At 63.2% G+C, this 25,278-nt stretch carries 19 protein-coding genes; 3 read left to right on the top strand and 16 right to left on the bottom strand.

What is annotated here, in order from left to right:
• Nucleotides 1-102: 102 nt before the first annotated feature.
• Nucleotides 103-879 (bottom strand): lipopolysaccharide kinase InaA family protein, encoded by a 777-nt coding sequence (locus QYS36_RS01175; protein WP_308837754.1) that lies wholly within the window; start codon nt 877-879, stop codon nt 103-105.
• Nucleotides 880-989: 110 nt separating this feature from the next.
• Here QYS36_RS01175 and QYS36_RS01170 point away from each other — a divergent pair, with 110 nt between their 5' ends.
• Nucleotides 990-2,144 carry a hypothetical protein gene (locus tag QYS36_RS01170; RefSeq protein WP_308837753.1) on the top strand — a complete coding sequence of 385 codons (1,155 nt, stop codon included), beginning with the start codon at nt 990-992 and terminating at the stop codon, nt 2,142-2,144.
• On the opposite strand, the gene QYS36_RS01165 is transcribed toward QYS36_RS01170, so the two are convergent.
• The 15 genes from QYS36_RS01165 to glnE all read right to left on the bottom strand — a co-directional run bounded on the left by QYS36_RS01165 (nt 2,125) and on the right by glnE (nt 20,251).
• On the bottom strand, nt 2,125-2,994 hold the full coding sequence (locus tag QYS36_RS01165) for a glycosyltransferase (protein ID WP_308837752.1): 870 nt from the start codon (nt 2,992-2,994) through the stop codon (nt 2,125-2,127). The genes QYS36_RS01170 and QYS36_RS01165 overlap by 20 nt on opposite strands.
• Nucleotides 2,995-3,010: 16 nt before the next feature.
• Nucleotides 3,011-3,730: a hypothetical protein gene (locus tag QYS36_RS01160; protein ID WP_208597302.1), complete on the bottom strand. Its 720-nt coding sequence runs from the start codon at nt 3,728-3,730 to the stop codon at nt 3,011-3,013.
• 105 nt (nt 3,731-3,835) lie between these two features.
• Nucleotides 3,836-4,909, bottom strand: a complete 1,074-nt coding sequence (locus QYS36_RS01155; RefSeq protein WP_308837751.1) for a glycosyltransferase — start codon at nt 4,907-4,909, stop codon at nt 3,836-3,838.
• Between the two features lie 99 nt (nt 4,910-5,008).
• Entirely contained in the window at nt 5,009-5,923 is a 915-nt protein-coding gene (locus tag QYS36_RS01150) for a glycosyltransferase family A protein (protein WP_308837750.1), read from the bottom strand.
• A complete protein-coding gene (locus QYS36_RS01145) occupies nt 5,920-7,053 on the bottom strand; it encodes a glycosyltransferase (protein WP_308837749.1) in 1,134 nt (377 codons plus the stop codon). The genes QYS36_RS01150 and QYS36_RS01145 overlap by 4 nt, the downstream gene beginning before the upstream one ends.
• A 237-nt stretch (nt 7,054-7,290) precedes the next feature.
• Nucleotides 7,291-8,367: a polysaccharide pyruvyl transferase family protein gene (locus QYS36_RS01140; RefSeq protein WP_308837748.1), complete on the bottom strand. Its 1,077-nt coding sequence runs from the start codon at nt 8,365-8,367 to the stop codon at nt 7,291-7,293.
• Between the two features lie 2 nt (nt 8,368-8,369).
• Nucleotides 8,370-10,145, bottom strand: a complete 1,776-nt coding sequence (locus QYS36_RS01135) for a carbamoyltransferase (protein WP_111464363.1) — start codon at nt 10,143-10,145, stop codon at nt 8,370-8,372.
• 76 nt (nt 10,146-10,221) lie between these two features.
• Nucleotides 10,222-11,652 (bottom strand): lipopolysaccharide kinase InaA family protein, encoded by a 1,431-nt coding sequence (locus tag QYS36_RS01130; RefSeq protein ID WP_308837747.1) that lies wholly within the window; start codon nt 11,650-11,652, stop codon nt 10,222-10,224.
• Nucleotides 11,649-12,398, bottom strand: a complete 750-nt coding sequence (locus tag QYS36_RS01125; RefSeq protein ID WP_308837746.1) for a lipopolysaccharide kinase InaA family protein — start codon at nt 12,396-12,398, stop codon at nt 11,649-11,651. The genes QYS36_RS01130 and QYS36_RS01125 overlap by 4 nt, the downstream gene beginning before the upstream one ends.
• The gene (locus QYS36_RS01120) at nt 12,395-13,132 is read right to left on the bottom strand and encodes a lipopolysaccharide kinase InaA family protein (protein WP_111464360.1); all 738 of its coding nucleotides are present in this window, start codon (nt 13,130-13,132) and stop codon (nt 12,395-12,397) included. Before QYS36_RS01120 ends, QYS36_RS01125 begins: the two co-directional genes overlap by 4 nt.
• Entirely contained in the window at nt 13,129-13,956 is an 828-nt protein-coding gene (gene rfaP, locus QYS36_RS01115; RefSeq protein ID WP_308837745.1) for a lipopolysaccharide core heptose(I) kinase RfaP, read from the bottom strand. Before rfaP ends, QYS36_RS01120 begins: the two co-directional genes overlap by 4 nt.
• A gap of 124 nt (nt 13,957-14,080) precedes the next feature.
• The gene (locus tag QYS36_RS01110) at nt 14,081-15,202 is read right to left on the bottom strand and encodes a glycosyltransferase family 4 protein (protein WP_308837744.1); all 1,122 of its coding nucleotides are present in this window, start codon (nt 15,200-15,202) and stop codon (nt 14,081-14,083) included.
• Between the two features lie 20 nt (nt 15,203-15,222).
• Nucleotides 15,223-16,224 carry a lipopolysaccharide heptosyltransferase I gene (gene waaC / locus QYS36_RS01105; protein ID WP_308837743.1) on the bottom strand — a complete coding sequence of 334 codons (1,002 nt, stop codon included), beginning with the start codon at nt 16,222-16,224 and terminating at the stop codon, nt 15,223-15,225.
• Nucleotides 16,225-17,262, bottom strand: a complete 1,038-nt coding sequence (gene waaF, locus QYS36_RS01100) for a lipopolysaccharide heptosyltransferase II (protein ID WP_308837742.1) — start codon at nt 17,260-17,262, stop codon at nt 16,225-16,227. It abuts the gene before it with no gap.
• A 43-nt stretch (nt 17,263-17,305) separates the two neighbouring features.
• Nucleotides 17,306-20,251 carry a bifunctional [glutamate--ammonia ligase]-adenylyl-L-tyrosine phosphorylase/[glutamate--ammonia-ligase] adenylyltransferase gene (gene glnE / locus QYS36_RS01095; RefSeq protein ID WP_308837741.1) on the bottom strand — a complete coding sequence of 982 codons (2,946 nt, stop codon included), beginning with the start codon at nt 20,249-20,251 and terminating at the stop codon, nt 17,306-17,308.
• 268 nt (nt 20,252-20,519) lie between these two features.
• On the opposite strand from glnE, the gene aceE reads away from it, so the two are divergent.
• Both aceE and aceF read left to right on the top strand, forming a co-directional pair.
• The gene (aceE, locus tag QYS36_RS01090; protein ID WP_308837740.1) at nt 20,520-23,168 is read left to right on the top strand and encodes a pyruvate dehydrogenase (acetyl-transferring), homodimeric type; all 2,649 of its coding nucleotides are present in this window, start codon (nt 20,520-20,522) and stop codon (nt 23,166-23,168) included.
• Nucleotides 23,169-23,179: 11 nt separating this feature from the next.
• On the top strand, nt 23,180-25,156 hold the full coding sequence (aceF, locus tag QYS36_RS01085; protein WP_308837739.1) for a dihydrolipoyllysine-residue acetyltransferase: 1,977 nt from the start codon (nt 23,180-23,182) through the stop codon (nt 25,154-25,156).
• Nucleotides 25,157-25,278: the final 122 nt, after the last annotated feature.

Raw genomic sequence — 25,278 nt, 5'->3', positions numbered from 1 at the left:
TAGGATTAAGCCGGCGATTGTACCATCAGGCACCACGCAACCAAATGCGCCTGAAAGCTGGTGAGCCACGCACCGCAAAATACCTGGCTGCCGGCTTGCTGCTCAGAGTGAGCCTTGCAACTGCTGGGGTGGCCGCCAACGCGTTGGCTTGCGAACCACACTCAACCCCTGCAGCTCGGCCAGTACCGCCCTGGCATCGAGCACAGGCGAATCGGTCGCTGAAGCGTAGCCTGCGGCAAGCGCTTCGAGCACCTCGTCACTCAGCCCCAGGTCACGCAGGCGCAGCATGATCTTCTTGAAGTCGTCGATGGCAGCTTCCCGGTTGAAATCATCCGCCCGCTCGAAATCCAGAAGATAAGCCTGCTCGGCCACCAGAAAGTTGTATGGGTTACAGTCGCCGTGGGCAATCCCATGGGCATGCAACTGGGCAAGCAGGCTCAGCGCCTGGTGCGCACCTCGCAGCAATGCCTCCCCCGTCAGGGTAGCCAGCGGCACGCCTGGCAAGAAGCGCGTGAGCAGCAGGCTTTGATGAAACCGCGGATGCCGGGACTCGGTGTACAGCAGCGGCTCAGGCGCTGGAAAACCAAGCGCTTGCAGCCTGGCGAGCAGCATCGCCTCATTGCGCAGCGGAGACTGATAGGGCCGGCGCAGGATCCGCTTCCACCAGGGCTTCATGGAGCGTCGATAGCGTTTGACGAACAATGCCTCGTCTCCCTGGCCTATCCTGGCTACCGCACGCCCGGGTGCAAAATCCTCGAGGCCGACGAGAAGCGCCAGTAAAGCCCGGATCTGTTTGCGCCCGATGCGCTCATTTTGAAAGACTAGGGTCTTGCCCACCTCAAGCCTCCCCGCGAGCATCAGGTGCTTGCAGTGCAGCATGCCGCTGCCCCATGGACCGGTTCATGTATAGCCTCTACGCCCAGACAAAAGAAAAGCTCAGGTTCGCCACCTACCACGGCTACAACCTCTGCAACCCAACGGCAGCCGTGTTGGCGCACCTGCTGTTCGACAAGCGCTCGACCCGCAAAAAGATCCGCAGCGCGTTCAAGCTGATACGCCTGACCCCGCGTTACCGCCACCATGATCAGCTCAAGGATGACGCCTACATCTGGCATTGTGATCGCGACGACCAGACCAAGCTGGCCCTGAGCATCGGTAACCGGCTCGGCGAAAAGCAGCCTCGGAACATCAGTTACATGCCTGCCCTCAAGGAGGACGCCAGCAAATCGCTGGACTGGCGCGCCATGTACGCGGCCTGGAGGATAACACGGCGCTGTTCGCTGCCCCTGCTGCTGCAGCTCTACGTATTCAGCGCGCTGTGCCATACCATCAAGCACTTCAGAGCCATCGACAGGCTGCAGATCCCCCAGCAGCTGACTTCACTGGTCAGTTTCAACAGCGCCAACATTCCCGAGTGTTTTCTGGTCGCCGCCTGCCGGCATCACGGCCTGCCGACCTACTCGCTGCAGCACGGGCTTTATCATCGTTATCGCGGCGAGCAACCGATCGACATCATCAACTATGAAAACGTCACGGCCAGCACCTTGCTGGTCTGGAGCGAGTTCTGCCGCGCCGAAATTGCTGCATTCCACCGTGAAATCGGCCGCACGCCCGATTACCGGATACAGATCGCCGGCTACATCGACCCACCCGCGCCTCAGCCTGGGTCGCGGCCATCGCCCAGCGCGCACAAACACCTGCTTTGCGTGCTGCCGGGCAAACGCTATGTGGGCGACAGCATCCAACTGCTCCATCTACTGGCCTCTTTGCCCGCGCGCTATCGGCTGACGGTGCGCCTGCACCCGCTGCTCGCCAAGGACGCGGCACTGATGGCTGCCGTGCCATCAAGCGCCTCGCTCGACGACAGCCCAACCCTTGCACACGCGCTACGTGCCGGAGGCTATGACCTGGCAGTCGGGTTCAATACCACCAGCCTGTTTGAAGCAACGCTGTTCGGCGTACCTTGTGCCCTGTACCAAGCGAGCAGCCTGAACCTGATAGCCGAAGGCATACCCAGCTTTTCCAATGCCGACGAGCTGGCGCAACTCGCGGATGCCCCCATCGACACGCACCAGCTCGCCGACTACATCCTGGGGGCGTCCTGCTTCCGCTACGCTGAAATCATCAGCGCAGCAGAAACTTGAGCGCCACGCGCCACTGGGCGGGGTAGCGCTGAATACCGACAGCCCGGAGCCAGCGAATCCGCAAAGCCCATGGCAGTTGCGCTCGCCTCAACAGGCGCAGCCAGTAACGCACTGCCGCCGCCTCCTTGCGGCGCAGCAGGCCTGGGTTCGAGGGTGTGGCGCAAGAAAACGGCAGTGCCACCGGTGGCGCAGCGGCATAGGCGAGCGCCTGCCTGGCCCACGCCTCAGCAAAGCTGCCCAGGGAAAAGTGCAAAAGTTCGATATCGAAGACGACGGCGATCTTGCCCCGCCGGGCAACACGCAGGCTGAAATCGACGTCATAAAAATGAAAGCCGCCCAAGCGCTCATCGAAGCGCGTTTCGGCCCACGCCGTACGACGCGCGAACAACCAGACACCATCCAGCGCCACGACCGGTACACAGGTCGCCGAACCGCTGTCGGCTGGTTTGGCGAAAGCCGCGTTGGCACTTGCTCTCGATGCACCGTGCAGCACGTTGATGCACAGATCGTCGTCATCACCGCTGTGCCAGCCAGAAGGTGTTGCCGCCTTGTAGCGACTCCCAGCCAGGCCAATCAAGGCAAGGCCCTCGTCGTGCGAAAAATGAGCGAGCGCCCGCACGCCCCAATCCTGACTCAAGAACTCCACATCCTCATGCACGAAGCACAGGAACGGGTAGCGCGCCCTGGAGGCACCCTCATTGTAGACCGCGCAGATGCCTCGGCCCTCGACGCTGTTGTCCACGGCAATCAGCTCGTATTCGACACCGATCGTGGCTTCGATATTGCGGGTCGCTGCCTGTAACCGGGCGGGCTGGGCACTGCAGATGATGACGGAGATCAACTCCGGCACCGCGAAAAACGCTCGTTCATTTAACTTTCTTCAGCCCCAGGTAATAGAGTGGAAACTTGAGGTACAGCTTGAGTTTCTTGCGCATCAGGTAGCCCTTGCTGCGACCAAGCCATTTTTCTTCGAAGGTGTACTTGGCGCGCTTGGTCATCAACCACTGCCGAGCCGAGGTGTGTGTACGCAGCGTGCGGCTGTCGAGATGATCGACGACCGAAGAGGTGACCAGCACATGCCGCAATCCCTTGGACTGAAGCGTCAGCGCATAGTCGTTGTCCGCGTACCAGAAGAAGAACCGCTCATCCAGAGCGCCGATCACCTCCAGGATGGAGCGGCGAAAAACCAGGCACCATCCAGAAATTTCCTTCAGCACCCCGTAGCCTGGGTAGACGCCGCTGTTGAGCGCGAAGCCATTACGCGGATGGTGCAGGGAGCAGGCCGGGCTGGCACTGCTGACGCTCGGATCCTGCTCGAACACGCGCAGCAGCTCCGAAGCCCAGCCGGGATGGAAAGACAGATCGTTGTTGCAGATGGCCACGAAGGGCGCCTGCCCCTCGCGAATGCCGATATTCATGTAGGCGTGGTAGTTGAAGGGCGCCTCGGGATAGAGCGTTGCAACCCCCGGCTGTGTATAAGCCGGTGCCTGAGCATTGGACTCGAGCACCCAGATACGTAGGCGAATCCGCTCCGGGTCTTCGGATGCCACCAGCGAATCGAGGCAATGCTCGGTGACCTGTCGCAAGGCCGCGTCTTTGGCGAAGCTGAGTATTACTACGTCAAACCACACAGGCGACGCTGCAGAAGAGTCAGTCATGAGATATCTCGAAATCCGCGGATCAAGGTGTTGCTAGGCACAGGCCAAAATACGCGCAACGCGGTTCGCCCAGGTGTGCTGCTCGAGGAAGCGTGCCCGGCCGTTGCCCGCAATACGTTCACATTCTGCAGGGTTGGCCAGATAATAACGGACCTTGTCCTTGAGCTCGGCCCTCGAGCGAAATACCTCGATCTCTTCACCAGGTGTGAACAAGGAAGCTATTTCCTCGCAGTAGTCGGTCAGCAGAAAACAGCCGGCTGATATCGCTTCAAAAATCCTTAGATTGACGCCAGTTTCAGCGCCATGAAAATCCGAGCGGGTAATGTTGAGCACGATCCGAGAGGTCTGCAGCAGCTCGCGCAGCTCATCCCCCCAAACCGCGCGATCATCGACCCGTCGCTGCAGTTCTGGAGACATCAAGGCATGGTTACGGCGCCAGCGATTTCCGCGAACGGTCAGATGCTCACGGATATTCTCCAGCAGAAAAACCCTGCGTAGATCGGCACTGCCAACGAACAGAACGTCGCGTTCAGGGTCACGGTGCTGCTGTGGCAAGACCACGGCGCCAAACGGCAAATACTGCGCATCGAGCCCCAAGGTTTCACGAAAGAACCGCGTGGTCACTTCGGAAAAGGAGAACAGCAAGTCGTAACGCGGCAGTTCCTGCCCGATGAAGTACAAGAACTCCCGGCGCTTCGAGTAGAGATTGCAACTATCGGTGTCGTACAGCATGAAGCGGGCGCCGAGGGCGCGCACCATGCCTGCCACCTGATCGATGTCGTAATGCTTGTAGAGAAAACCGACCACCAACACGTGTGTCGGCGCCTCGTCCTTCAGCAACTTGCGAAGCGGCTCCAGCGGCAGCCGGGGCAGATGCGAAAAACCGTTCCGCTCACCTGCCTTGTTGCTCGCTTTGTACAGCGCCGACGCTACTCCGTACCAGCGCCGTGGCTTCTGCCGCAAGGCATCCCAATGCACGGCTGGCACACCCGCTTCGAGAAAGGCCTCGAAAAGCTCACGCCCCAACGGCACACCGCCTATCCCATCCAGAATCAGATATTTACGCTTGCCAACAGCCGGCGTATCGCCCTCAGGCACTTGTTCCATGCTCACTCATCCACAGGCTCCCAGTTGCCGCTAGCGCGGCACATGACCGGAGGCTCGATTAATCCATTGCCAGGCACGCGGCCCGGCATCGCGCACAATTCAACAGGGTAGCTCGGCGCGCCGCTTCAACAACAAGTGCCGGAAACGCTTGAACAACTGGCGATCCCATTGCCGCAACGGGATCTGTGCAAAAAGGCTCCATGCGAACCGTTTGTCCTGGGTTACCGCCGGGCCAAGTATCTTGGTCAGCAAGCGTGCCTTCCCAGACTCGTAAGCCGGATGATTTCGGTAAAGATCCAGCAACTGCATGCCGTAGCGATACTCGGCAAGGTAATTGCGCGATAGACCACCCTCGTGCTTTCGATACAGGGTCACGGCATCCGGTATTACATGAACATGGTAACCGGCATGGGCAATTTTCAGGGTCATCTGAAAATCCTGCACACGTAGCTGCGGATCGTACTTGCCCGCCGCGAGCATGGCTTCACGTCGGTACATGACCAGATTGCCACCCACCACCAGCGCCTGGGCCAGTGCCTGGGCGAAATCGTAGCACCGTACCTCTCGCGCCTTGGTTTTCTTTGGCAACACCGCACCGTTCTGGTCAATTCGCACTGCGCGCCCGCCCAGGCACCCCACCTCAGGATGTGCAACCAGGTAGTCGGCCTGTAGTGCAATGCGCCCTGGCACCATGACGTCGTCCGCATCGAAGGTGGCCACGAACTCGCCGTGCGCCAGATCCAACCCCCGATTCAGCGCAGCACTTACCCCCTGATTGGACTGGCGAATGAACTCCACTCGCTGTACCGCCGGATAACTTCGCCAACCACTCAGCGCCTCCTCGATACGCAATGCACTGTCATCGGTAGAGCCATCGTCGATCACAATGAGCTCGATGGCGGAATAATCCTGTTCAAGAATGCTGCGCAGCGCATCCCCCACGTAACTGGCGTAGTTGAAGCAGGGCACGATAACGCTAACCAACGGAGCAGCTGGGCGATCGTTGGCACTCACAGACGGCAAGCCTGCCAGCCGGACAAGGTAGCGAAGAATCGCGGCGCGACTGCGGAGTCGACGAAGCGACTTTCCAGCCAGCCGCGCATGTCTTCACGAAGCTGCTCCAGCTCTCTCTGCTGAGCCGAAGCGACGCTTTGAAGGCTGGCAGAAAGCGCATGCCAATCGCCAAAGGTGAACAGTTGCCCCTTTTCACCGACGACCTCGCGCCCACCGCCACAGTCGCTGCAGACAACCGGTAGCCCTGCGGCCATGGCTTCCAGCAGCACCATTCCGAAGGGTTCGTGATCGGAGCTGAGTGCGAACATGTCAAAGGCTTTGAAGTAACGCCGCGCTTGCGGCACTTGCCCCAGAAAGCGAACCTGCTCGCCGATGCCCAGCTCGCCGACCAGCGCCTTGAGCCTAGCTTCTAAGCGACCTTCTCCGACTATCACCAGCAGGCTATTCACCGGCAAAGTAGGCAATGCGTCGGCAAAGGCGCGGATGAGCGTCTCCTGATCCTTGTCAGGATGCAACCTTCCCACATTACCGATCACCCAAGCCTGACCCGGCAAACCAAGCGCCCGGCGAGCGGCTGAGCGTGACAACTGCTCAGACTGCACGGCATCCAAATCGATGCGATTGTAGAGCGTCTGGATACGCTGCTGCGGCCAGCCCGGCAGGCACGCGCGCAAATCATCACGCACCGCATCCGATACTCCAAACAGGTAAAGACGTTTACGGAACAAGTTGGCGAACAGCTGGCGCGACTTGCGCTGGTAATCGCCAAAAGCATGGTGGATACCGATCACTGGCAGCTTGCTACCCAGCATCGCTACATAAGCCGGCTTGGAGCGATGGGCAATGCACAGCGCAAAGTTGCGCTCAGAAGCGATCCGACGAATCGCGCGAATCGCGCCGAGCTTCAGCCCTCTGAGCGCCTTGCTGCTGTATTCGAGAAAGACCACCTCATCGGAGGCCGACCCTGCCTCAACCTGAGCGTCATATTTGCCACTCAGGTACACGGTCATGACCTTGTAGGGGCTGTCGGCAAAAAGCACGGCATATTGTCGGGCACAGTCGAGAAACGGCCCGTCGTAGCCATGACAGATCTGCAGCACCCATGCCTGGCTCATATTATTAGTATTCATTGATCCAACTCTTTTCACGGCAACGATTCAGGTGCAGGTAAGCACCCGGCAAAGTCGCATCGACTGCAGTTGGAAATCAGCCATGCCAGCCTGATTTTCGCGCAGCCGAAACCTCGACCATGAAAGTCGGAGATGCGTGAATTCGCATGGTTCAATGAATTTGATGAGCGGCGCCCGAGCGGATTTTTCTGACCGTTCGGTCACATACAAAACAGCCTGCGGCCGCTGTGTGCACCGCTATCGCGTAGCGCGCCGATCTCGGGCTATCCGGGCCATCACCGCAAACATTTCGCCGGCCTGATGGCGAGCAACCTGCAGGAAGCTTTCGATGCCCGCCTGCTCCGCTTCGCTGAATGCGATGCGCGGCGCATCACCAACAGCCTCCTGATACGAGGAGCGCAGGCGCTCGCCTAATCCGACCTGGCCAAGCAAGGCTTCGATCTTGTGGGTATTCGAGGCGATGGCATAGAAAGGGGTGCCGGTGACCAGGCACAGCGTCACCAGATGAAAACGCCCGGTGATCACGCCCTGCGAACGGCGCAACAGGGCAAGGAAGCGGCGCGGCGCCAGCACGGCGTAACGCCAGCGCAGCTTGTCGATACGCGAACCGGGCAACTCGGCCGGATAGCGGTGCAGATAGCTGGCGGCGATACGCCGATAGGCTTTCAGCCGCTTGCGCAGATTCTTGCGCAGATAGACGTTGAAGCCCTTGCCCAGCTGCAAGGGCGCAACGGTGCGGATACTGACATAGCGCAGGTGAGGATTGGCACAGCTGATGCGCCACGCCTCGCGCAACCGCTCCGTGAGCACACTGCCGTTGATCAGCAGGCCCTGACGAGCGGGCGTAGTCCCCTGGTATTGATAAGACAGCGTCAGATCCGGAACAACCTCGGCCGACACCCCGATCTCATCCAATGCAGCCTGACTCAGCACGTCGCGCACGAATATGCGCGTAAACAAGGGCGCATCGGCATTGAGCCGCACATTGTTCTGCCACACCGAATTGATCAGAAAACAGGGCACGCCATGCTCCCGACAATACCGCGCCAGCGCCCCATAGCGCAGGGCCAGCGGCGCATCATCGTGCATGGTGCCTTCGCCATTGACCAGACAGATATCTGCAGCGCGAATGTCGCGTTGCAGCTGCTCGTCTGTCTGCCAGTCGTGGTGCATCGGGCAGGCGCGCAGAATCTCCATGCCAGCCTGCTCGGCCAGCGTGTAGATCTGCTGCATCACCAAATGGCAGCCGTGGTGACCTTCCGAAGACGTGTCGTTGAACAGCAGCGTCTTCAACCTTGCCTGGCTGCCAGCCAAACCTAGGGCTCCACGCTACCGGACGGGTCACTGCTCGGCGCAACGACATCGTCCTTGATCACCAGAATATCTTCCATGATCAGGTACTGCAGGTCCGAGCCGAAGAACATGTTCAGGGCGTCGGTCGGCGAGCAGATCATCGGTTCGCCACGGCGGTTCAGCGAGGTGTTCAGGGATACGCCGTTGCCGGTGAGCTTTTCCAGCTCCAGCATCAGGTCGTACCAGCGCGGGTTGTATTCGCGCTTGAGCACCTGGGCACGGGAAGTGCCGTCCTCGTGGACGACTTCGCTGACCCGCTCCTTCCACTCGTCATTGACCTCGAAGGTGAAGGTCATGAACGGGCTCGGATGGTCGACCTTGAGCATCTGTTCGGCGACGGTGTCGAGCATCGACGGGCAGAAGGGTCTCCAGCGCTCGCGGAACTTGATCTGTTCGTTGATGCGATCGGCCACGCCGGGGATGCTCGGGCAACCGATGATCGAACGACCGCCCAGGGCGCGCGGGCCGAACTCCATGCGCCCCTGGAACCAGGCCACCGGGTTGCCGTCGACCATGATCTGCGCGATGCGCTGTGGCATGTCGTCGATCTTCTGCCATTTCGGCGCGCTCGGGTGGCGCGCGCAGGCGGCGATCACGTCTTCGTTGCTGTAGGCCGGGCCGAGGTAAACGTGCTCCATCTTCTCGACCGGCACGCCGCGCTTGTGGGAAACGTACGCAGCGGCACCAACGGAGGTGCCGGCATCACCGGACGCCGGCTGCACGAACAGCTCCTTGACCTCGGGGCGGGCGATGATCTTCTGGTTGAGCTTGACGTTCAGCGCGCAGCCGCCGGCAAAGGCGATCTTGCCGGTTTCGCGGATGATGTCGCCCAGGTAGTAGTCCATCATCTCCAGCGCCAGCTTCTCGAACAGCGCCTGCATGCTGGCCGCGTAGTGGATGTAGGGGTCGTCGGCGATATCGCCTTCACGCTTGGGCCCCAGCCACTCGATCAGTTTGGGCGAGAAGTAGAAACCCTTGCCCTTTTCCTTGTGGCGGCGCAGGCCGATGACGTTGGCGTAGTCGGTGTTGATCACCAGCTCGCCGTTCTCGAACTTGGCCAGGCGGGAAAAATCGTACTTGCTGGCATCGCCATAGGGCGCCATGCCCATGACCTTGAACTCGCCGTCGAGCATCTCGAAGCCGAGGAACTCGGTCACCGCGCCATACAGGCCGCCCAGGGAATCCGGATCGTAGAATTCCTTGATCTTGTGGATACGACCGTTCTCGCCATAACCGAAGAAGGTGGTGGCGTATTCGCCCTTGCCGTCGATACCGAGGATGGCGGTCTTCTCGGTGAAGCCCGAACAGTGATAGGCACTGGCGGCGTGGGCCAGGTGATGCTCAACCGGCTCGATCCTGACCTTCTTGGCGTCGAAACCCAGCTGCTCAAGGCACCAGACGATCTTCTTGCGGTAGCGCTTGTAGCGGCGATTGCCCATGAGGATCGCGTCGAGGGCGCGATCCGGCGCATACCAGTAGCGCTTGGCGTAGTGCCAGCGCGCTTTGCCGAACAGGCTGATGGGCGCGAAGGGAATCGCCACCACATCGACATCCGATGGTTTGATGCCAGCCTGCTCCAGGCAGAACTTGGCCGACTCGTAGGGCATGCGATTCTTCGCGTGCTTGTCACGCACGAAGCGCTCTTCTTCCGCCGCTGCAATCAACTTGCCGTCGATGTACAAGGCCGCGGAGGGGTCATGACTGAGGGCGCCGGACAGGCCAAGAATCGTCAATGCCACGGATAAAGCCTCTTAACGCGGCTGCCTGACTCGACAACCGATACTGTTTGATTTCCATGAGCCTCCGTTCGGAAGCTCAAATAAGTGTTGGCAAGCGCCGATCGAGCTCACGGTACAGGGCACTATCGGCAGGCCAATTACGCAGCAGACGCGCGCGATCACGCGCGTAGGCAGCCTTGAAGCTGCTGGCCTGGCCATGGTACTGCATGGCATCCAGATCGATCAGTGCCCAACGGCCGGCCTGCCAGAGGATATTGGTGCCCTTGCAGTCGCCATGGCTGATGCGCTCGCGCAACAGGGCCGCGAACAATGCCTGCAGCGCCTGCAGCTCTGCCTCGGGCGGCAGCTCGTCTGCCCCGCAGGGCGCGAAACGGGCGATTATATCCATACCCGGCGTGTGTTCGGTAATCAGATAGGCCTGGCGGCGCAACCACAGGGTACGCCGTTCGAGCACGGCCAGCGGCGTGGGCGTGGCGATGCCGAGGAAATCCAGGCGATTACCCTCGCACCAGCTGTGCCAGGCCCGGCTCGGCCGCCAGAAGCGTCGCAGCCAGTGGCCGAAGCCCTTGATGTTGTAACGCTTGATGACCAGCTGGCGGCCAGCCTGCTCGATACGCGCCACGGTCGAGGAGCCGCCCAGCTTGAGCGGCTCGCCGGCAGCAATCGCCGCATCGGGATCAGCCAGCACGGGCGCCAGCGCCACGTCTTCTTCGCGCCTCACCACCTGCAGGCGCGACGGCCCGCGGCAGACGCGAAACGCCGTGCACTCACGCTCGATCTTGGCCATGAACGCCTGCATGCGCGTTGCCCGCGCCCTGGCCACCGCCTTGAGCAGTGCCTCCAGCGGCAGCGCGTGCTCGCCATTGACCAGCAGGTAATGCACCAGCAGCTCCTCGATATAGCTGTCGATGGCCCCGGGAAACTGCGCGAAGAACAGCCCCAGGTTGGCCAGCACCCTATCGCGCGACAGCGGCTGACCTGGCGTCTCGGCGCGAATGCCGCCGCCATCGATCAGGTGCAGACGGCCGTCGTGGCGCAGCAGGTTGTCCAGGTGCAGGTCTTCCTGCCACAGCCCACGACGATGCAGCTGGCCAATGACGCCAAGCGCCTCGCCCAGTACCTGCTGCTGGGCATCGCTCAACCACACTTGGTCAGCGACGGCCTGCCAGTCATCCGCCAGGCTGCGCGCGCCCTCCAGGAACTCGAACAGCAGCCAGCCGCCCTCGCCTGCCGCCACGCCATGCTCGAGCAGCAACGGCGTGCACAGCCCCTGGGCCGCCAGCAGTTGGGCACCGTGCAGCTCCCGCGCGAAATGCCGCTCGGCCTTACTGCCGACCAGCAGCTTGGCCAGCACCGTACGCCCCTGCCACTGCGCCTGGCCGACATAACGCTGGCCGGGCAATACGCGCAGCAGGCTGCACAGCTCGAGCGGCTGGCCTGCCGGCATCTCGACCAGCAGCGGCAATTCGGGGCTACGCCCCACCTGGGTCAGTGAAGCCAGTTTCATGGGCGTTGGGCCTTGTCCTTCAAGCGCGCCGTAAGACGCTGCGACCAGTGATCCACCTGCTGCCCGCTACCCAGATAGGCAGTCAGGAACCCCAGGTGGTCCGCTTCATTCCAGGGATTGGTGCGGCGCAGCAACGGCTCGATGTCCTTGACCCGGTCACGCTCACCGAGAAACAGCGGCCGGGTCTTTTCCAGATCGATCAGTTGCGCGGCAAAACCAGCGTCGCGGGGCTGCAGAAAGATATGTTTGGGGTAGAAACAGCCGTGCACCTGCCCCTTCTCATGCACGCGACGCGCCAGGCGACCACAGGCGCTGACGATCGCCTGGCGCTGCTCGGCGGCAAGCTGACGCCACTCGGGCAGCCAACTGTCGAGGTCCCGCCAGCCATCCAGGGCGCGGGTCAGCAGCACGGCTCGGCGCTCACCACTGATGCGTCGCTCGGCGTAGAAGGCGGCGCTCATGGCCGGAATACCCAGGCGCTGATAGCGACAAATGTTGCGAAACTCGCGTGCCAGCGTCGGCTCGCCCCAGGGCCGTTCCAGGCTATGGGTCAGGTAATTGCTCTGGCGCTTGAGGTAATAGCCATGGCCTTCCAGGTCGAGCCGATAAACCGTGCTCCAACCGCCGCGTGGCGCCTTGTTGGGCTCGTCGACCGCATGCAGTTCGAGCGTCCAGAGCGCCTCGAAACTGGCCAGGCCATGACGCTCGAGCAGCGCCTGGTCAGCGCTGTCGATGAAGTCCTTCATTCTCTTCCCTCGAAAAAGCGGACGATCTGGCCGATGCGCTGCTTGTCACTGTCGTTGAGCCGCTCGCGGCGCCGGTACTGCAGATAGAAACGCAGGCGCTGGGTCCGCGACAGGTGATATTTGGCCACTTTGTCCAGACAGGCGAGATCCTTGACGATACGCCGACGCAGAAACGGCCCCCGCCAGAATGCGCCGGTCGGGCAGTCGATGAAGTACAGACGGCGGTGCTCATCGACCAGCAGATTGCGCCACTTCAGGTCGTTATGGGCGAAATGATGATCATGAAGAATACGCGTGGCGCGAGCCAGCTGACAGCTGACATCCTCGACCCAGGCCCGATCACGCAGGCGCGCATCGCCCGAGGAGGCGAGCCGCCACATGTCCGTGGTATCGACCAGCTCCTGGGTGATCAGCGCGCCACGGTGAAAGGCCGCACCCTTGCGCTCCAGCCCGTAGGCGGCGATGGGCGCGGTGGGAATGCCCCAGGTCGCGAAGTGCTTGAGGTTCTGCCATTCGGCCTTGACCCGTGGCCGGCCGACGAAGCGCCGCGCGCCCTTGCCCGCACCGTGGTAGCGCTTGACGTAGTAGCGCAGCCCGCCGAACTCCACGCGAATCACATCCGACAACGGGTCGTGGGTTATGGCCTCGCCCTGCAGGGCAAAGACCGCATCCAGGGACGCGAATGCCCTGGCCGCCTCGGGCGTGGCCAAGGCGGTGACACGCCACTGACTCATGCTTCACCTCCCGTTTCATATTTGCGCGTATAGCGCGAGCGCAGCCGGTCGGCCTTGCCCTGCAGCCAGCGCAGCAACGCAGCCTCGCCCTGCAGGATCTGGCGCAACGGGCGGCTGTCGACAACGCCGAAGTACACCTTGAGAAAGCGCAGCAGATCGCGCCGGGTCAGGCCAATGTTCAACGCCGAGAAATACAGCCCGGCCAGGTCCTTGTCGCGCCAGCGCTTCGGCACCGCATGACGCACCTGCGCACGATGCAGATCGATCACCGACAGGCGGAAATCCTCGGCATCGAAGGGCACGTCGGTATGCAGCAGAAAGTGGCAGATGTAGCAGTCCCGATGGTTCACGCCGGCGGCATGCATGCGCCCGGTCATCTGTGCGACCCGGCGAATCAGCGCCCACTTCATGGTCGCCGCCGGCGGCTGGTCACCCCAGCCCATCGTCAGTTGTTCGAGGTCGGTGGTCGGTGCCAGCTCTTCGGTGACGATGAACGAATGCTGCTGCGCCGGATTGCTGCCACGCTCACCGTAGGCCACCGCGGTCATGGTCGACACATCGGCCTCGTGCAGACGCTGGATGGCCCTCCACTCCTGGCCTGCGCCCAGCACCGGCAGGCGAGCCGTGACCAGGTTCTTGACGATTTCGGCCCAGCCGACCCCGCGGTGGATCTTCACGAAGTAGCCCTTGCCGTCCACCTCGGTGCGCAGCGTGCGCCGCGCCTCGAGTTCGCGATAGACCTGCCCCTGCAGGCCCTCGACCTGTTCGAAGGCATCCTTGCCGGCCCATAGGGTCTTGAAGGGTTCAGCAAGAATCAGGCGCATAAGCCTCCCCGTAGACGCCACACACGCGCGACGAATACTGCAAAACCCGTGGCGTGATGACGATCATCGCGCGACGAGTGCGATGCCCTTGCGGGGTCGCGGATTATCAGGGTAGCCGGCGTGCTCACGGGCGCGTCGCCAGAATCACATCAGCAGCCCGCTGCGGCATGCTGTACAGGTCGGCCGTGTCGGCGTAGGCCAGGCCATTGCGCTGCCAGGCCTCACGCCGGGCGTCGTCGGCCAGCATCTCGGCGAGCATGCGGTTCAGGGTGGACTGCTCGAACGGGCTGGGCACCACACGGCCGGCGTCGGCATCCTCGATGTAATGGGCGTAGCCACAGACATCGGTGACCAGCACCGGCAGCCCGGCGACCAGTGCCTCGAGCAGCACGGTGCCGGTGTTTTCGTTGTAGGCCGGGTGGATCAGCAGGTCGGCACCGAGCAGGAAGCGCGGAATGTCGCTGCGGCCCTTGAGAAATTTCACCTGGTCGCCCACCCCCAGCGCCTTGGCCTGCAACTGGAACGGTTTGGGGTCGTCCTGGCCGATGACCATCAGTTGGGTGCGCGGCTTCAGTTCATCCGGCAATGCCGCCAGGGCCTTGAGGCTGCGATCCAGCCCCTTGGTCTTGAAGCCCGAGCCGATCTGCACCAGCAGCAGGTCGCGGTCCGCCAGCGCGAACTCGCGGCGAAACTCGGCGCGGATCTCGGCGGCGTTGGCCGGCGCGCGACGATCCAGGGCGATACCCGGCGGCAGCAGGTGGAAGCGCTCCGCCGGCGTGCGGTAATGCTTGACGAACAGCGGCTGCTGCACCTCGGAGATCATCAGGATCTCGGTGTTCGACTCGGGTGCGAACACCGCCCGCTCGTATTCGGCGAAATGCTTGTAGCGGCCCCAGCGGCGATACAGCGGGTTGCGCAGGGTCTGCGCCTTGTCTTCGAAGCAGCCGTCGGCGGCGTAGTAGACGTCCAGCCCCGGCATCTTGTTGAAGCCGATCACCCGGTCGACCGGGCGCTCGCGCAGATCGGCCTGCACCCAGGCGGTAAGCTTTTCGTTGCGGTGATGATTGAACAGCGCCTTGACCGGCACCACCACCACCTCGAAGCCCTCCGGCACCTCACCTTCCCAGATCGGCGTGTAGACGCGGATGCTGTGCCCACGCTGCTGGCACTCCAGGGCAATGCGCATGAAGTCGCGCTGCAGCCCACCGTAGGGGAAGTACTTGTAGAGGATAAAAGCCAGGCGCATCGATTCTCCGCTCGGTTGCATCAGTCCAGCCCCAGATCCAGCAGCAGGGCATGTAATTCGGTAAACACCCGCTGTGGTTGCAGATCATCGAAACAGGGCTTGTCGCGGTCGCCCTTGCCGGCATCCGGGCCACTGGCGCACAGGTGTACCTGGGAACGGCCATAGGCGCCGACCCGGCCAGGCAGGGTCGGCCCGTACAACGATACGGTCGGCACATCCAGCGCCGCGGCCAGGTGCCCCAGGCCGGTATCCACCGCAACGCATGCCCGGGCGCCGGCGAGCACCTTGGCCACGCCGGCCAGGTTGAGCTTGGGCAGCACCGCGGCGTTCTCGATGCCGTCGGCGATGCGCTCGGCGCGTGCCTTCTCGGCCTCGTTGCCCCAGGGCAAGCGAACGGCCCAGCCCTGCTCGGCGACCCGCTCGGCCAGCTCGCGCCAATAGGCTTCGGGCCAATGCTTGCTGGCCCAGGTGGTGCCATGCAGGAACACTAGATAAGGGCTGGCGGCCGGATCTGCAAGCTGGGCACGATTCAAACCGTAGTCGCCCAGACCGGCGGGCACGCTGTAGCCCAGGGCCTGGCCGAACAGCTGGCGGGTGCGTTCCAGCGCATGCTGGGCGCGCGGCACGCTGTAGGGGCGATCATAGAAGCGCGCGGCGATTGGCTCACGGGCGGATTTGCTGTCCAGCCCGGCCACCGGCGCCTTGACGTAGCGGGTCAGCCAGGCGCTCTTGAGCAACCCCTGGGCGTCGATCACCAGGTCGTAGTGGCTTTCGCGCAGGCGCTGCTTGCAACGCGACCACTCGCCACTGCGCAGGGTTTTCAGGGGGTGCTTGCGCCAGCGGCGGATGGCTACCGCAATTACCTGGGCCACTGCCGGGTGCCAGGCGGGAATTTCGGCGAAACCCTCTTCCACCACCCAGTCGAAACGGATGCCGGGAATCGCCCGGGCCGCGTCGGTCAGGGCTGGCAGGGTATGAATGACGTCGCCCAACGATGAGGTCTTGATCACCAGCACGCGCATTCAGGGCATGACCTCGACCGGCGCACCGACCAGGCGCTGCAGGGCGTCGACGGCGACCCGTGGCTCGAGTTGCACCAGGCAGTTGTAGTGACCGAAGCGGCAGGTGCGCTCGAAACAGGGGCTGCACTCGATGCCCAGGCGGATGATTTCCACCTGATCGGCCAGCGGCGGCGTGAATTGCGGCGAGGTCGAGCCGTAAACCGCCACCAGCGGGCGGTTGAGCGCGGCGGCCACGTGCATCAGCCCCGAATCGTTGGACACCACCGAGTCAGCGCAGGACAAGAGGTCGATGGCCTGGGCCAGGCTGGTCTCGCCGCACAGGTTGACCGCCTCCTCGCGCAGGCCGGGAATCAGCCGCGAACGAATATCCTCGCCCACCGGATGATCCTTTTTCGAACCGAACAGCCAGACCTGCCAGCCTTCGCGGATCTTCGCCTCGGCGACCTTGGCGTAATGCTCGCTGGGCCAGCGCTTGGCTTCACCGAACTCGGCGCCAGGGCACAGGGCGAGCACCGGGCGATCCAGGGTCAGGCCGAAATGCGCCAGGGCGGCATCACGGGTAGCGGGGTCGATCTGCAGGGAGGGGCGCGGATACGACTGCGGCAACTCGGCACCGGGCGGATAGGCCAGCGCCATGAAGCGCTCGATCATCAGCGGGTAACGGCCCTTGTCCAGCTTGCGCACGTCATTGAGCAGGCCGTAGCGCATCTCGCCCTTCCAGCCGGTACGCAATGGAATGCCGGCGAAGAACGGCACCAGCGCCGACTTCATGGAGTTGGGCAGCAGGATCGCCTGATCGTAGCGACCCGCCAGGGACTTGCCGATGCGCCGCCGCGTGGCCAGTTCCAGCACCCCATGGCCCAGGGGAAAGCTCAGCGCCTGACGCACTTCGGGCATGCGCTCGAGGATCGGCCGGCTCCATTCCGGGGCCAGCACGTCGATGGCGCAGTCGGGGTGGCGCATTTTCAGACACTGGAACAATGTCTGCGCCATCACCATGTCGCCTACCCACGAAGGGCCGATGATCAGAATATTCATAAGCTCAGTTTCGCTAGAGAAGCCCGATGGTGAACGACAGCCATCAACTCAGGCCCAGTTCACGCCAGATGCGCATCACGTTGCGCCGGTGCTCGTGAAACTGGTCGCCGCCCACGACCCCGGGCTGCTTCTGCAAGGCCTGCCGATGGGCTGCCGAGCGGTAGGCCTTGTAGGCGTCCTGTAGCAGGGTCGCCTCGCCATCGCGGAGCAGACCGAGCCGATCCAGGCCTTCCAGAATGCGGATGTTATCGGTGAATTCGAGCAGCGCCGGGTGCTGCTTCGACCACGCCAGGGCCGCGTATTGCACCATAAATTCGATATCGACGATACCTCCGGCGTCCTGCTTGAGGTCGAAGGGCGAGGCTGCGTCGAAGGCATTCGCCGCGGTGCCGGCCGCGGTGGCCCGGCTGCCCAGGTTGTCACGCATCTTGGCGCGCATCTCGCTGACCTCGGCCTGCAACTTGGCCTGGTCGCGCTCGCGGGCCAGCACGGCGCTGCGCACCTCGGCGAAAGCGCCGGCCACCCGCTCGCAGCCGACCAGCACCCGGGCGCGCACCAGCGCCTGATGCTCCCAGGTCCAGGCCTCGCCTTCCTGGTAACGGCGAAAGGCGCCCAGGGAACTGACCAGCAGGCCGGCAGCACCCGACGGCCGCAGGCGCATATCGACGTCGTAGAGCTGGCCGGAGTTGGTCTGTGCGGTCAGCAGGTGAATGATCCGCTGCCCCAGGCGGGTAAAGAACTGCGCGCCGTCGATAGGCTTGGCGCCATCGGTTTCGGCCTGCGGGTCGCCATCGTGAATGAACACCAGGTCGAGATCCGAGCCGTGGCCCAGCTCGATACCCCCGACCTTGCCGTAGCCGACGATGATGAAGTCCGGCGCACAGGGACTGCCGTCGGCGCGCAGCGGCGTGCCGTGGCGGCTGACCATCTGCCGCCAGGCCAGGGCCAGCACCTGATCGAGAATGGCTTCGGCCAGCCAGGTCAGGTAATCGCTGACCTTCATCAGCGGCAGGCTGCCGGCGATCTCGGACGCCGCCACCCGCAGGCCGTGGGCCAGCTTGAAGTGGCGCAGCGCCTCCATCTGCTGCTCCAGGTCCTCCTCGGGAATCCGCGTCAGCCGCTCCTGCAGCTCGGCGGCCAGCTCCGGCGCAAGGGGCGGGCTGTACAGGCGCCCTTCGTTGAGCAGCTCGTCGAGCAGCAGCGGGAAGCGGCTGATCTGCTCGGCGATCCACGGGCTGGCCGCGCACAGGGTCAGCAGCCGCTGCAAGGCGCCGGGGTTTTCCGTGAGCAGCACCAGGTAGGCCGAGCGCCGGGCGACCGCCTCGATCAGCGGCAACACCCGCTCCAGCACCAGATCCGGCTTGTCCTGCTCGACCGTGGCGGCCAGCAGGCGCGGGACGAAGGCATCCAGGCGCTCACGACCGAGGCGCTGCATGGCGCGCACCTGGTTGCCGTTGCGCAGCCCCACCAAACGCTGCCAGGCGGCCTGGGCGTCGGCGAAACCAGCCTCGGCGAGTTGCCGGCAAGCCGCCTCTTCATCCTGGTCATCGTTCCACAGCGGCAGCCAGTCCGCGCCGACCATGGCCTCCTCGTCACCTTCCTGATCCTCGTCGGGGTCGGCGATGACCTGGCGGAAATGCCAGTCGACGCGGCCACGCCAGTGCATCAGCTGCTCGTGGAAGGCGCTCCAGCCATCGAAACCGAGCATGAAGGCCACCCGCGCGCGATCCTGCTCGTTATCCGGCAGCATCTGCGTCTGCCGGTCGTCGACGGCCTGCAGGGCATGCTCGGTGTAGCGCAGGAAGGCGTAGCCGGCGAGCAGCTCGTCGACCGCCTCGGCCGGCAGGTAACCCTGATCCTTGAGGGTTTGCAGCACCTTGAGCAACGAGCGCTGCTGGAGACTGAGGTCGCGACCGCCGTGGATCAGCTGGAAGGCCTGGGCGATGAACTCCACTTCCCGGATACCGCCGGAGCCGAGCTTGATGTTCTCGGCCATGCCCTTGCGGCGCACTTCCTGCTGGATCAGCTGCTTCATGCTGCGCAGCGCGTCGATGGCGGAAAAATCCAGATACCGCCGGTAGACGAACGGGCGCAGCATTTCCAGCAACTGCGCGCCGGCCTCCTGATCCCCCCCGACCACCCGCGCCTTGATCATCGCGTAGCGCTCCCAGTCGCGCCCCTGGTCCTGGTAGTACTGCTCCAGGGCATTGAAGCTGAACACCAGCGCACCGGAGGAACCGTAAGGACGCAGGCGCATGTCGGTGCGGAACACGAAACCGTCGACGGTGATGGCGTCCAGCGCCTTGATCAGCTTCTGCCCCAGGCGGATGAAGAATTCCTGGTTATCCAAGGGCCGTTTCACCCCTTGGGTCTCGCCGCCCTCCGGGTAGCCAAAGATCAGATCGATGTCCGATGACAGGTTGAGCTCGAAGGCGCCCAGCTTGCCCATCCCGAGGATGACCATGTGCTGCGGCTCGCCGCTGCGGCGCCCCACAGGCGTGCCGCAAAGCTCGCATTGACGCGGATAGAGCCAGTGATAGGCCAGGTCGATACAGGCGTCGGCCAGGTCGGAGAGATCGCGGCAGGTTTCCACCAGATCCGCCTGGCGGCTGATATCGCGCCAGACGATGCGTACCTGCTGGCGATTGCGAAAGCGCCGCAGGCTGCGCGCCAGGGCATTTTCGTCCGCGCACTCGCGCAACTGCCCGGCAAGCTGCTCGCGCAATTCGCCTGCGCCCAGACGCCGTTCCAGCTCGCCACTGGCGGCCAGATCGAGGAGCATCTGCGGGTCGCGCAGCCCCTGCTGCGTCACGAAGTCACTGGCGGCCGTCACCCGCTGCAAATCTTCCCTGCGCTGTGCTGGCCAGGCCGCAAACTGCGCAGCGGCTTGCGCGGACAAGGAAGCGAACGCCTGGGCGAGCGATTGCTCGGCACGCCGGGCAATGGGGAGCAGAGTGGCAGGCAAAGAAACCAGCGCGGGCAGGCTCATGGTCTATCCTTTTGGCGGGCTGCGGGGCCTGTTGGAAAACCGACGAAGCCGGCGGGAAGGCTCGCCACACAAGGCTCGCGCCTGATTTGATTGTGGTTTCGCTGCTAATGAATCAACTGGAAGAGCTGAAATCGTCGTCCAAATGTAGTAAAACTACAGGAAGCCGGATCTACCTAACCGGTATTTCCAAGAATTAACGTGCCCGCTCAAAAAGCCGGCCACGCATCTGGTTTCCGATTCTGGAAGCCTTTCCGCTCTGGAGCAAGCCATGCAAGACCTCGATCCAATCGAAACCCAGGAATGGCTGGACGCACTGGAATCCGTCCTCGACAAGGAAGGCGAAGACCGTGCCCACTATCTGATGACGCGTCTGGGTGAGTTGGCCACTCGTAGCGGCACACAGTTGCCCTATTCGATCACCACGCCCTACCGCAACACCATTCCGGTCACCCGTGAAGCACGCATGCCTGGCGACCTGTTCATGGAACGCCGGATCCGCTCGATCGTTCGCTGGAACGCTCTGGCCATGGTGATGCGCGCCAACATGCAGGACCCGGATCTGGGTGGTCATATCTCCACCTTCGCCTCCAGCGCGACCCTCTACGACATCGGCTTCAACTACTTCTTCAAGGCCCCGACCGAAGAACACGGCGGCGACCTGATCTACTACCAGGGCCACGCCTCGCCCGGTATCTACGCCCGTGCCTTCCTGGAAGGCCGCCTGAGCGAAGAGCAGATGCTCAAGTTCCGCCAGGAAGTGGACGGTGACGGCCTGTCGTCGTACCCGCACCCGCATCTGATGCCGGACTTCTGGCAGTTCCCGACCGTATCCATGGGCCTGGGCCCGATCACCGCGATCTACCAGGCACGCTTCATGAAGTACCTGGAAAACCGTGGCTTCATCCCGGCCGGCAAGCAGAAGGTCTGGTGCTTCATCGGCGACGGCGAGACCGACGAGCCGGAAACCCTGGGCGCCATTTCCCTGGCCGGCCGCGAGAACCTCGACAACCTGATCTTCGTCATCAACTGCAACCTACAGCGCCTCGACGGCCCGGTTCGCGGCAACAGCAAGATCATCCAGGAACTCGAAGGCGTGTTCCGCGGCGCCAACTGGAACGTCAACAAGGTCATCTGGGGCCGCATGTGGGATCCCCTGTTCGCCCAGGACGAAGACGGCCGCATGCAGCGCCGCATGGACGCCGCCATCGACGGCGAGTACCAGAACTACAAGGCCAAGGACGGCGCCTACGTGCGCAAGCACTTCTTCGGTGCAGACCCGGAGCTGCTCAAGCGCGTCGAGAAGCTGTCGGACGAGGAAATCTTCAACCTCAACCGTGGCGGCCACGACCCGTACAAGGTCTATGCGGCCTACCACCAGGCGGTCAACCACAAGGGTCAGCCGACCGTCATCCTGGCCAAGACCATCAAGGGTTATGGCACCGGTGCCGGCGAAGCCAAGAACACCGCGCACAACACCAAGAAGGTCGATATCGAGTCGCTGAAGAAATTCCGCGACCGCTTCGACATTCCGCTCAACGATTCGCAGCTCGAAGAACTGCCGTTCTACCGCCCGGCCGAAGATAGCGCGGAAATGAAATACCTGCGCAAGTGCCGCGAGAAGCTCGGCGGCCACCTGCCGCAGCGTAACCGCGGCAACATCAGCATCCCGACGCCGCCACTGGAAACCCTCAAGGCCGTGCTGGATGGCTCGGGCGACCGTGAAATCTCCACCACCATGGCGTTCGGGCGCATCCTCGCCTCGATGGTCAAGGACAAGGAGCTGGGCAGCCGCATCGTGCCGATCCTCGCCGACGAAGCGCGTACCTTCGGCATGGAAGGCATGTTCCGCCAGCTGGGTATCTACTCCCCGGTCGGCCAGTTGTACGAGCCGGTCGACCGCGACCAGGTGATGTACTACCGCGAAGAGAAGGACGGCCAGATCCTCCAGGAAGGCCTCAACGAGGCCGGTGCGTTCTCCTCCTTCATCGCCGCCGGTACCGCCTACAGCAACTACAACACGCCGATGCTGCCGGTTTACATCTTCTACTCGATGTTCGGCTTCCAGCGTATCGGTGACCTGGCCTGGGCCGCCGGCGACGGCCAGACCCGCGGCTTCCTGCTGGGCGGCACCTCGGGCCGCACCACGCTGAACGGCGAAGGCCTGCAGCACGAAGACGGCCACAGCCACATTCTTGCCAGCACCATCCCCAACGTGCGCAGCTACGATCCCACCTACGCCTACGAGCTGGCGGTGATCATGCGCGAAGGCACGCACCGGATGATGACCCTGCAGGAAAACGTTTATTACTACATCACCGTAATGAACGAGAACTACCAGCAGCCGGCCATGCCCGAAGGTGTCGAAGAGGGCATCATCAAGGGTATGTACCTGCTCGAAGAGGACAAGAAGGAAGCCGCCCACCACGTGCAACTGCTGGGCTGCGGCACCATCCTCAACGAGGTTCGCGAAGCGGCGAAGATCCTGCGCAACGACTACAACATCGGTGCCGACGTGTGGAGCGTTACCAGCTTCAACGAACTGCGTCGCAACGGCCTGGCCGTTGAGCGCAGCAACCGCCTGCACCCGGGCGACGAACCCAAGCAGAGCTACGTCGAGCAGTGCCTGGGCGGTCGCAAGGGCCCGGTCGTGGCCAGCACCGACTACATGAAGCTGTTCGCCGAGCAGATTCGTCAGTGGGTTCCGGTCAAGGAATACAAGGTTCTGGGTACCGACGGTTACGGCCGCAGCGACAGCCGTCGCAAGCTGCGCGACTTCTTCGAAGTGGACCGTCGCTGGGTCGTTCTGGCCGCGCTCGAAGCGCTGGCCGATCGTGGCGAAATCGAACGCAAGGTGGTGGCCGAGGCCATCGTCAAGTTCGGTATCGACCCTGAAAAACGCAACCCACTGGACTGCTGAGGAGACGCATTGTGAGTGAATTGATTCGCGTACCCGACATCGGCGGCGGTGAGGGTGAAATCATCGAGCTGTTCGTCAAGGTCGGCGACCGCATCGAAGCCGACCAGAGCCTGCTGACCCTCGAGTCAGACAAGGCCAGCATGGAAATCCCGGCCCCCAAGGCCGGCGTGGTCAAGAGCCTGAAGGTCAAGCTCGGCGACACCCTGAAAGAAGGTGACGAGTTGCTCGAGCTGGACGTGGAAGGCGACGCCGAAGCCGCTCCAGCCGAGCAGGAGGCACCTGCCCAGGCAGCTCCTGCTGCTGCCGCAGCGCCAGCGGCCGAGCCCCAGGCTCAGTCGGCGGGCAGCGCCGAGCCTCAGGAAGTCAAGGTGCCGGACATCGGTTCCAGCGCCAAGGCCAGCATCATCGAAGTGGCGGTCAAACCGGGCGACAGCATCGAAGTCGACCAGTCGCTGATCACCCTCGAGTCCGACAAGGCCAGCATGGAAATTCCATCGCCTGCCGCCGGGGTCGTGGAGAGCGTATCGGTCAAGGTGGGCGACGAAGTCGGCACCGGCGACCTGATCCTGGTGCTCAAGGGCGCTGCCGGCGCTCAACCGCAACAGGCTGCCAGCGCTCCGGCTGCTGCACCAGCCGCCGCCCCTGCCGAAGCGGCTGCGCCTGCAGCCGCCGAAGAGCCGGCTGGCGAGAGCAGCGAAGAAGTACGTATTCCGGACATCGGCGCCGACGCGGCCAGCGTCATCGAGATGCTGGTCAAGGTGGGCGACAGCGTGGAAGCCGAGCAATCGCTGATCACGCTGGAATCGGCCAAGGCAAGCATGGAGATCCCTGCGCCGAAAGCCGGCGTGATCGAAAGCATCGCCATCAAGGTTGGTGACGAAGCCAAGACCGGCGACCTGATCCTGACCCTCAAGGTCCAGGGCAAGGCGGCCGCCAAACCAGCCGCTGCTGCTGCCCAGGCACCCGCTGCCAGCCCCGAGCAGGCCAAGCCGGCCAACGTGCAGGGCAGCGCGCCTGCCAAGGCCGCACCACAGGCAGCGCCGGCTGCCGCGCCAAGCCGCGACGGCAGCAAGGTCCACGCCGGCCCGGCCGTGCGTCAGCTGGCCCGCGAATTCGGCGTCGAGCTGAGCGCGGTGCCTGGCAGCGGCCCGAAAGGCCGCATCCTCAAGGAAGACGTGCAGGTTTACGTCAAGGCCGAGCTGCAGAAAGCCAACTCGGCACCTGCCGCTGCGGCGGGCGCGACCGGCGGCGCCGGCATTCCGCCGATTCCGACCGTCGACTTCAGCAAGTTCGGTGAAGTCGAAGAAGTGCCGATGACCCGCCTGATGCAGGTCGGCGCCGCCAACCTGCACCGCAGCTGGCTGAACGTGCCGCACGTGACCCAGTTCGACTCGGCCGACATCACCGAGCTGGAAGCCTTCCGCGTCGCCCAGAAAGCCGTCGCCGAGAAAGCGGGCGTCAAGCTGACCGTGCTGCCGCTGCTACTCAAGGCCTGCGCCTACCTGCTCAAGGAGCTGCCGGACTTCAACAGTTCGCTGGCGCCGAGCGGCAAGGCGATCATCCGCAAGAAGTACGTGCACATCGGCTTCGCCGTCGACACCCCGGACGGCCTGCTGGTGCCGGTGATCAAGAACGTCGACCAGAAGAGCCTGCTGCAACTGGCTGCCGAAGCCGCTGCGCTGGCTGACAAAGCCCGCAACAAAAAGCTTTCGGCTGACGACATGCAGGGCGCCTGCTTCACCATCTCCAGCCTCGGCCACATTGGCGGCACCGGCTTCACGCCGATCGTCAACGCGCCGGAAGTGGCGATCCTCGGTGTCAGCAAGGCGACCATCCAGCCGGTCTGGGATGGCAAGGCCTTCCAGCCCAAGCTGATGCTGCCGCTGTCGCTGTCCTACGATCACCGTGTGATCAACGGCGCAGCTGCAGCCCGCTTCACCAAGCGCCTGGGCGACGTGCTGACCGACATCCGCACCATGCTGCTGTAAGCGAAGCCATTTCGAGCGCCACGCTCGTATCCTCGACCCCGCCCGCCCCGGCGGGGTTTTTTTTGCCCGTTCGGGGTGCCAAACGGGCCGTTCATCCGCCTTTTACTCCATGCAATATCTGT

Origin of the sequence: Pseudomonas sp. G34, assembly GCF_031119625.1 — a bacterium.
Classification (GTDB): domain Bacteria; phylum Pseudomonadota; class Gammaproteobacteria; order Pseudomonadales; family Pseudomonadaceae; genus Aquipseudomonas.
Note: the sequence above shows the minus strand (reverse complement) of the source record. Positions and strands in the feature narration are given on the sequence as shown.

Coding starts and splice junctions, on each gene's coding strand:
- QYS36_RS01110 (WP_308837744.1), bottom strand. CDS start 15,202: ATGCGCCTGGCTTTTATCCTCTACAAGTACTTCCCCTACGGTGGGCTG.
- QYS36_RS01145 (WP_308837749.1), bottom strand. CDS start 7,053: ATGAATACTAATAATATGAGCCAGGCATGGGTGCTGCAGATCTGTCAT.
- waaF (WP_308837742.1), bottom strand. CDS start 17,262: ATGAATATTCTGATCATCGGCCCTTCGTGGGTAGGCGACATGGTGATG.
- QYS36_RS01175 (WP_308837754.1), bottom strand. CDS start 879: ATGCTGCACTGCAAGCACCTGATGCTCGCGGGGAGGCTTGAGGTGGGC.
- QYS36_RS01155 (WP_308837751.1), bottom strand. CDS start 4,909: ATGGAACAAGTGCCTGAGGGCGATACGCCGGCTGTTGGCAAGCGTAAA.
- QYS36_RS01120 (WP_111464360.1), bottom strand. CDS start 13,132: ATGAGTCAGTGGCGTGTCACCGCCTTGGCCACGCCCGAGGCGGCCAGG.
- rfaP (WP_308837745.1), bottom strand. CDS start 13,956: ATGCGCCTGATTCTTGCTGAACCCTTCAAGACCCTATGGGCCGGCAAG.
- waaC (WP_308837743.1), bottom strand. CDS start 16,224: ATGCGCGTGCTGGTGATCAAGACCTCATCGTTGGGCGACGTCATTCAT.
- QYS36_RS01125 (WP_308837746.1), bottom strand. CDS start 12,398: ATGAAGGACTTCATCGACAGCGCTGACCAGGCGCTGCTCGAGCGTCAT.
- aceE (WP_308837740.1), top strand. CDS start 20,520: ATGCAAGACCTCGATCCAATCGAAACCCAGGAATGGCTGGACGCACTG.
- glnE (WP_308837741.1), bottom strand. CDS start 20,251: ATGAGCCTGCCCGCGCTGGTTTCTTTGCCTGCCACTCTGCTCCCCATT.
- QYS36_RS01130 (WP_308837747.1), bottom strand. CDS start 11,652: ATGAAACTGGCTTCACTGACCCAGGTGGGGCGTAGCCCCGAATTGCCG.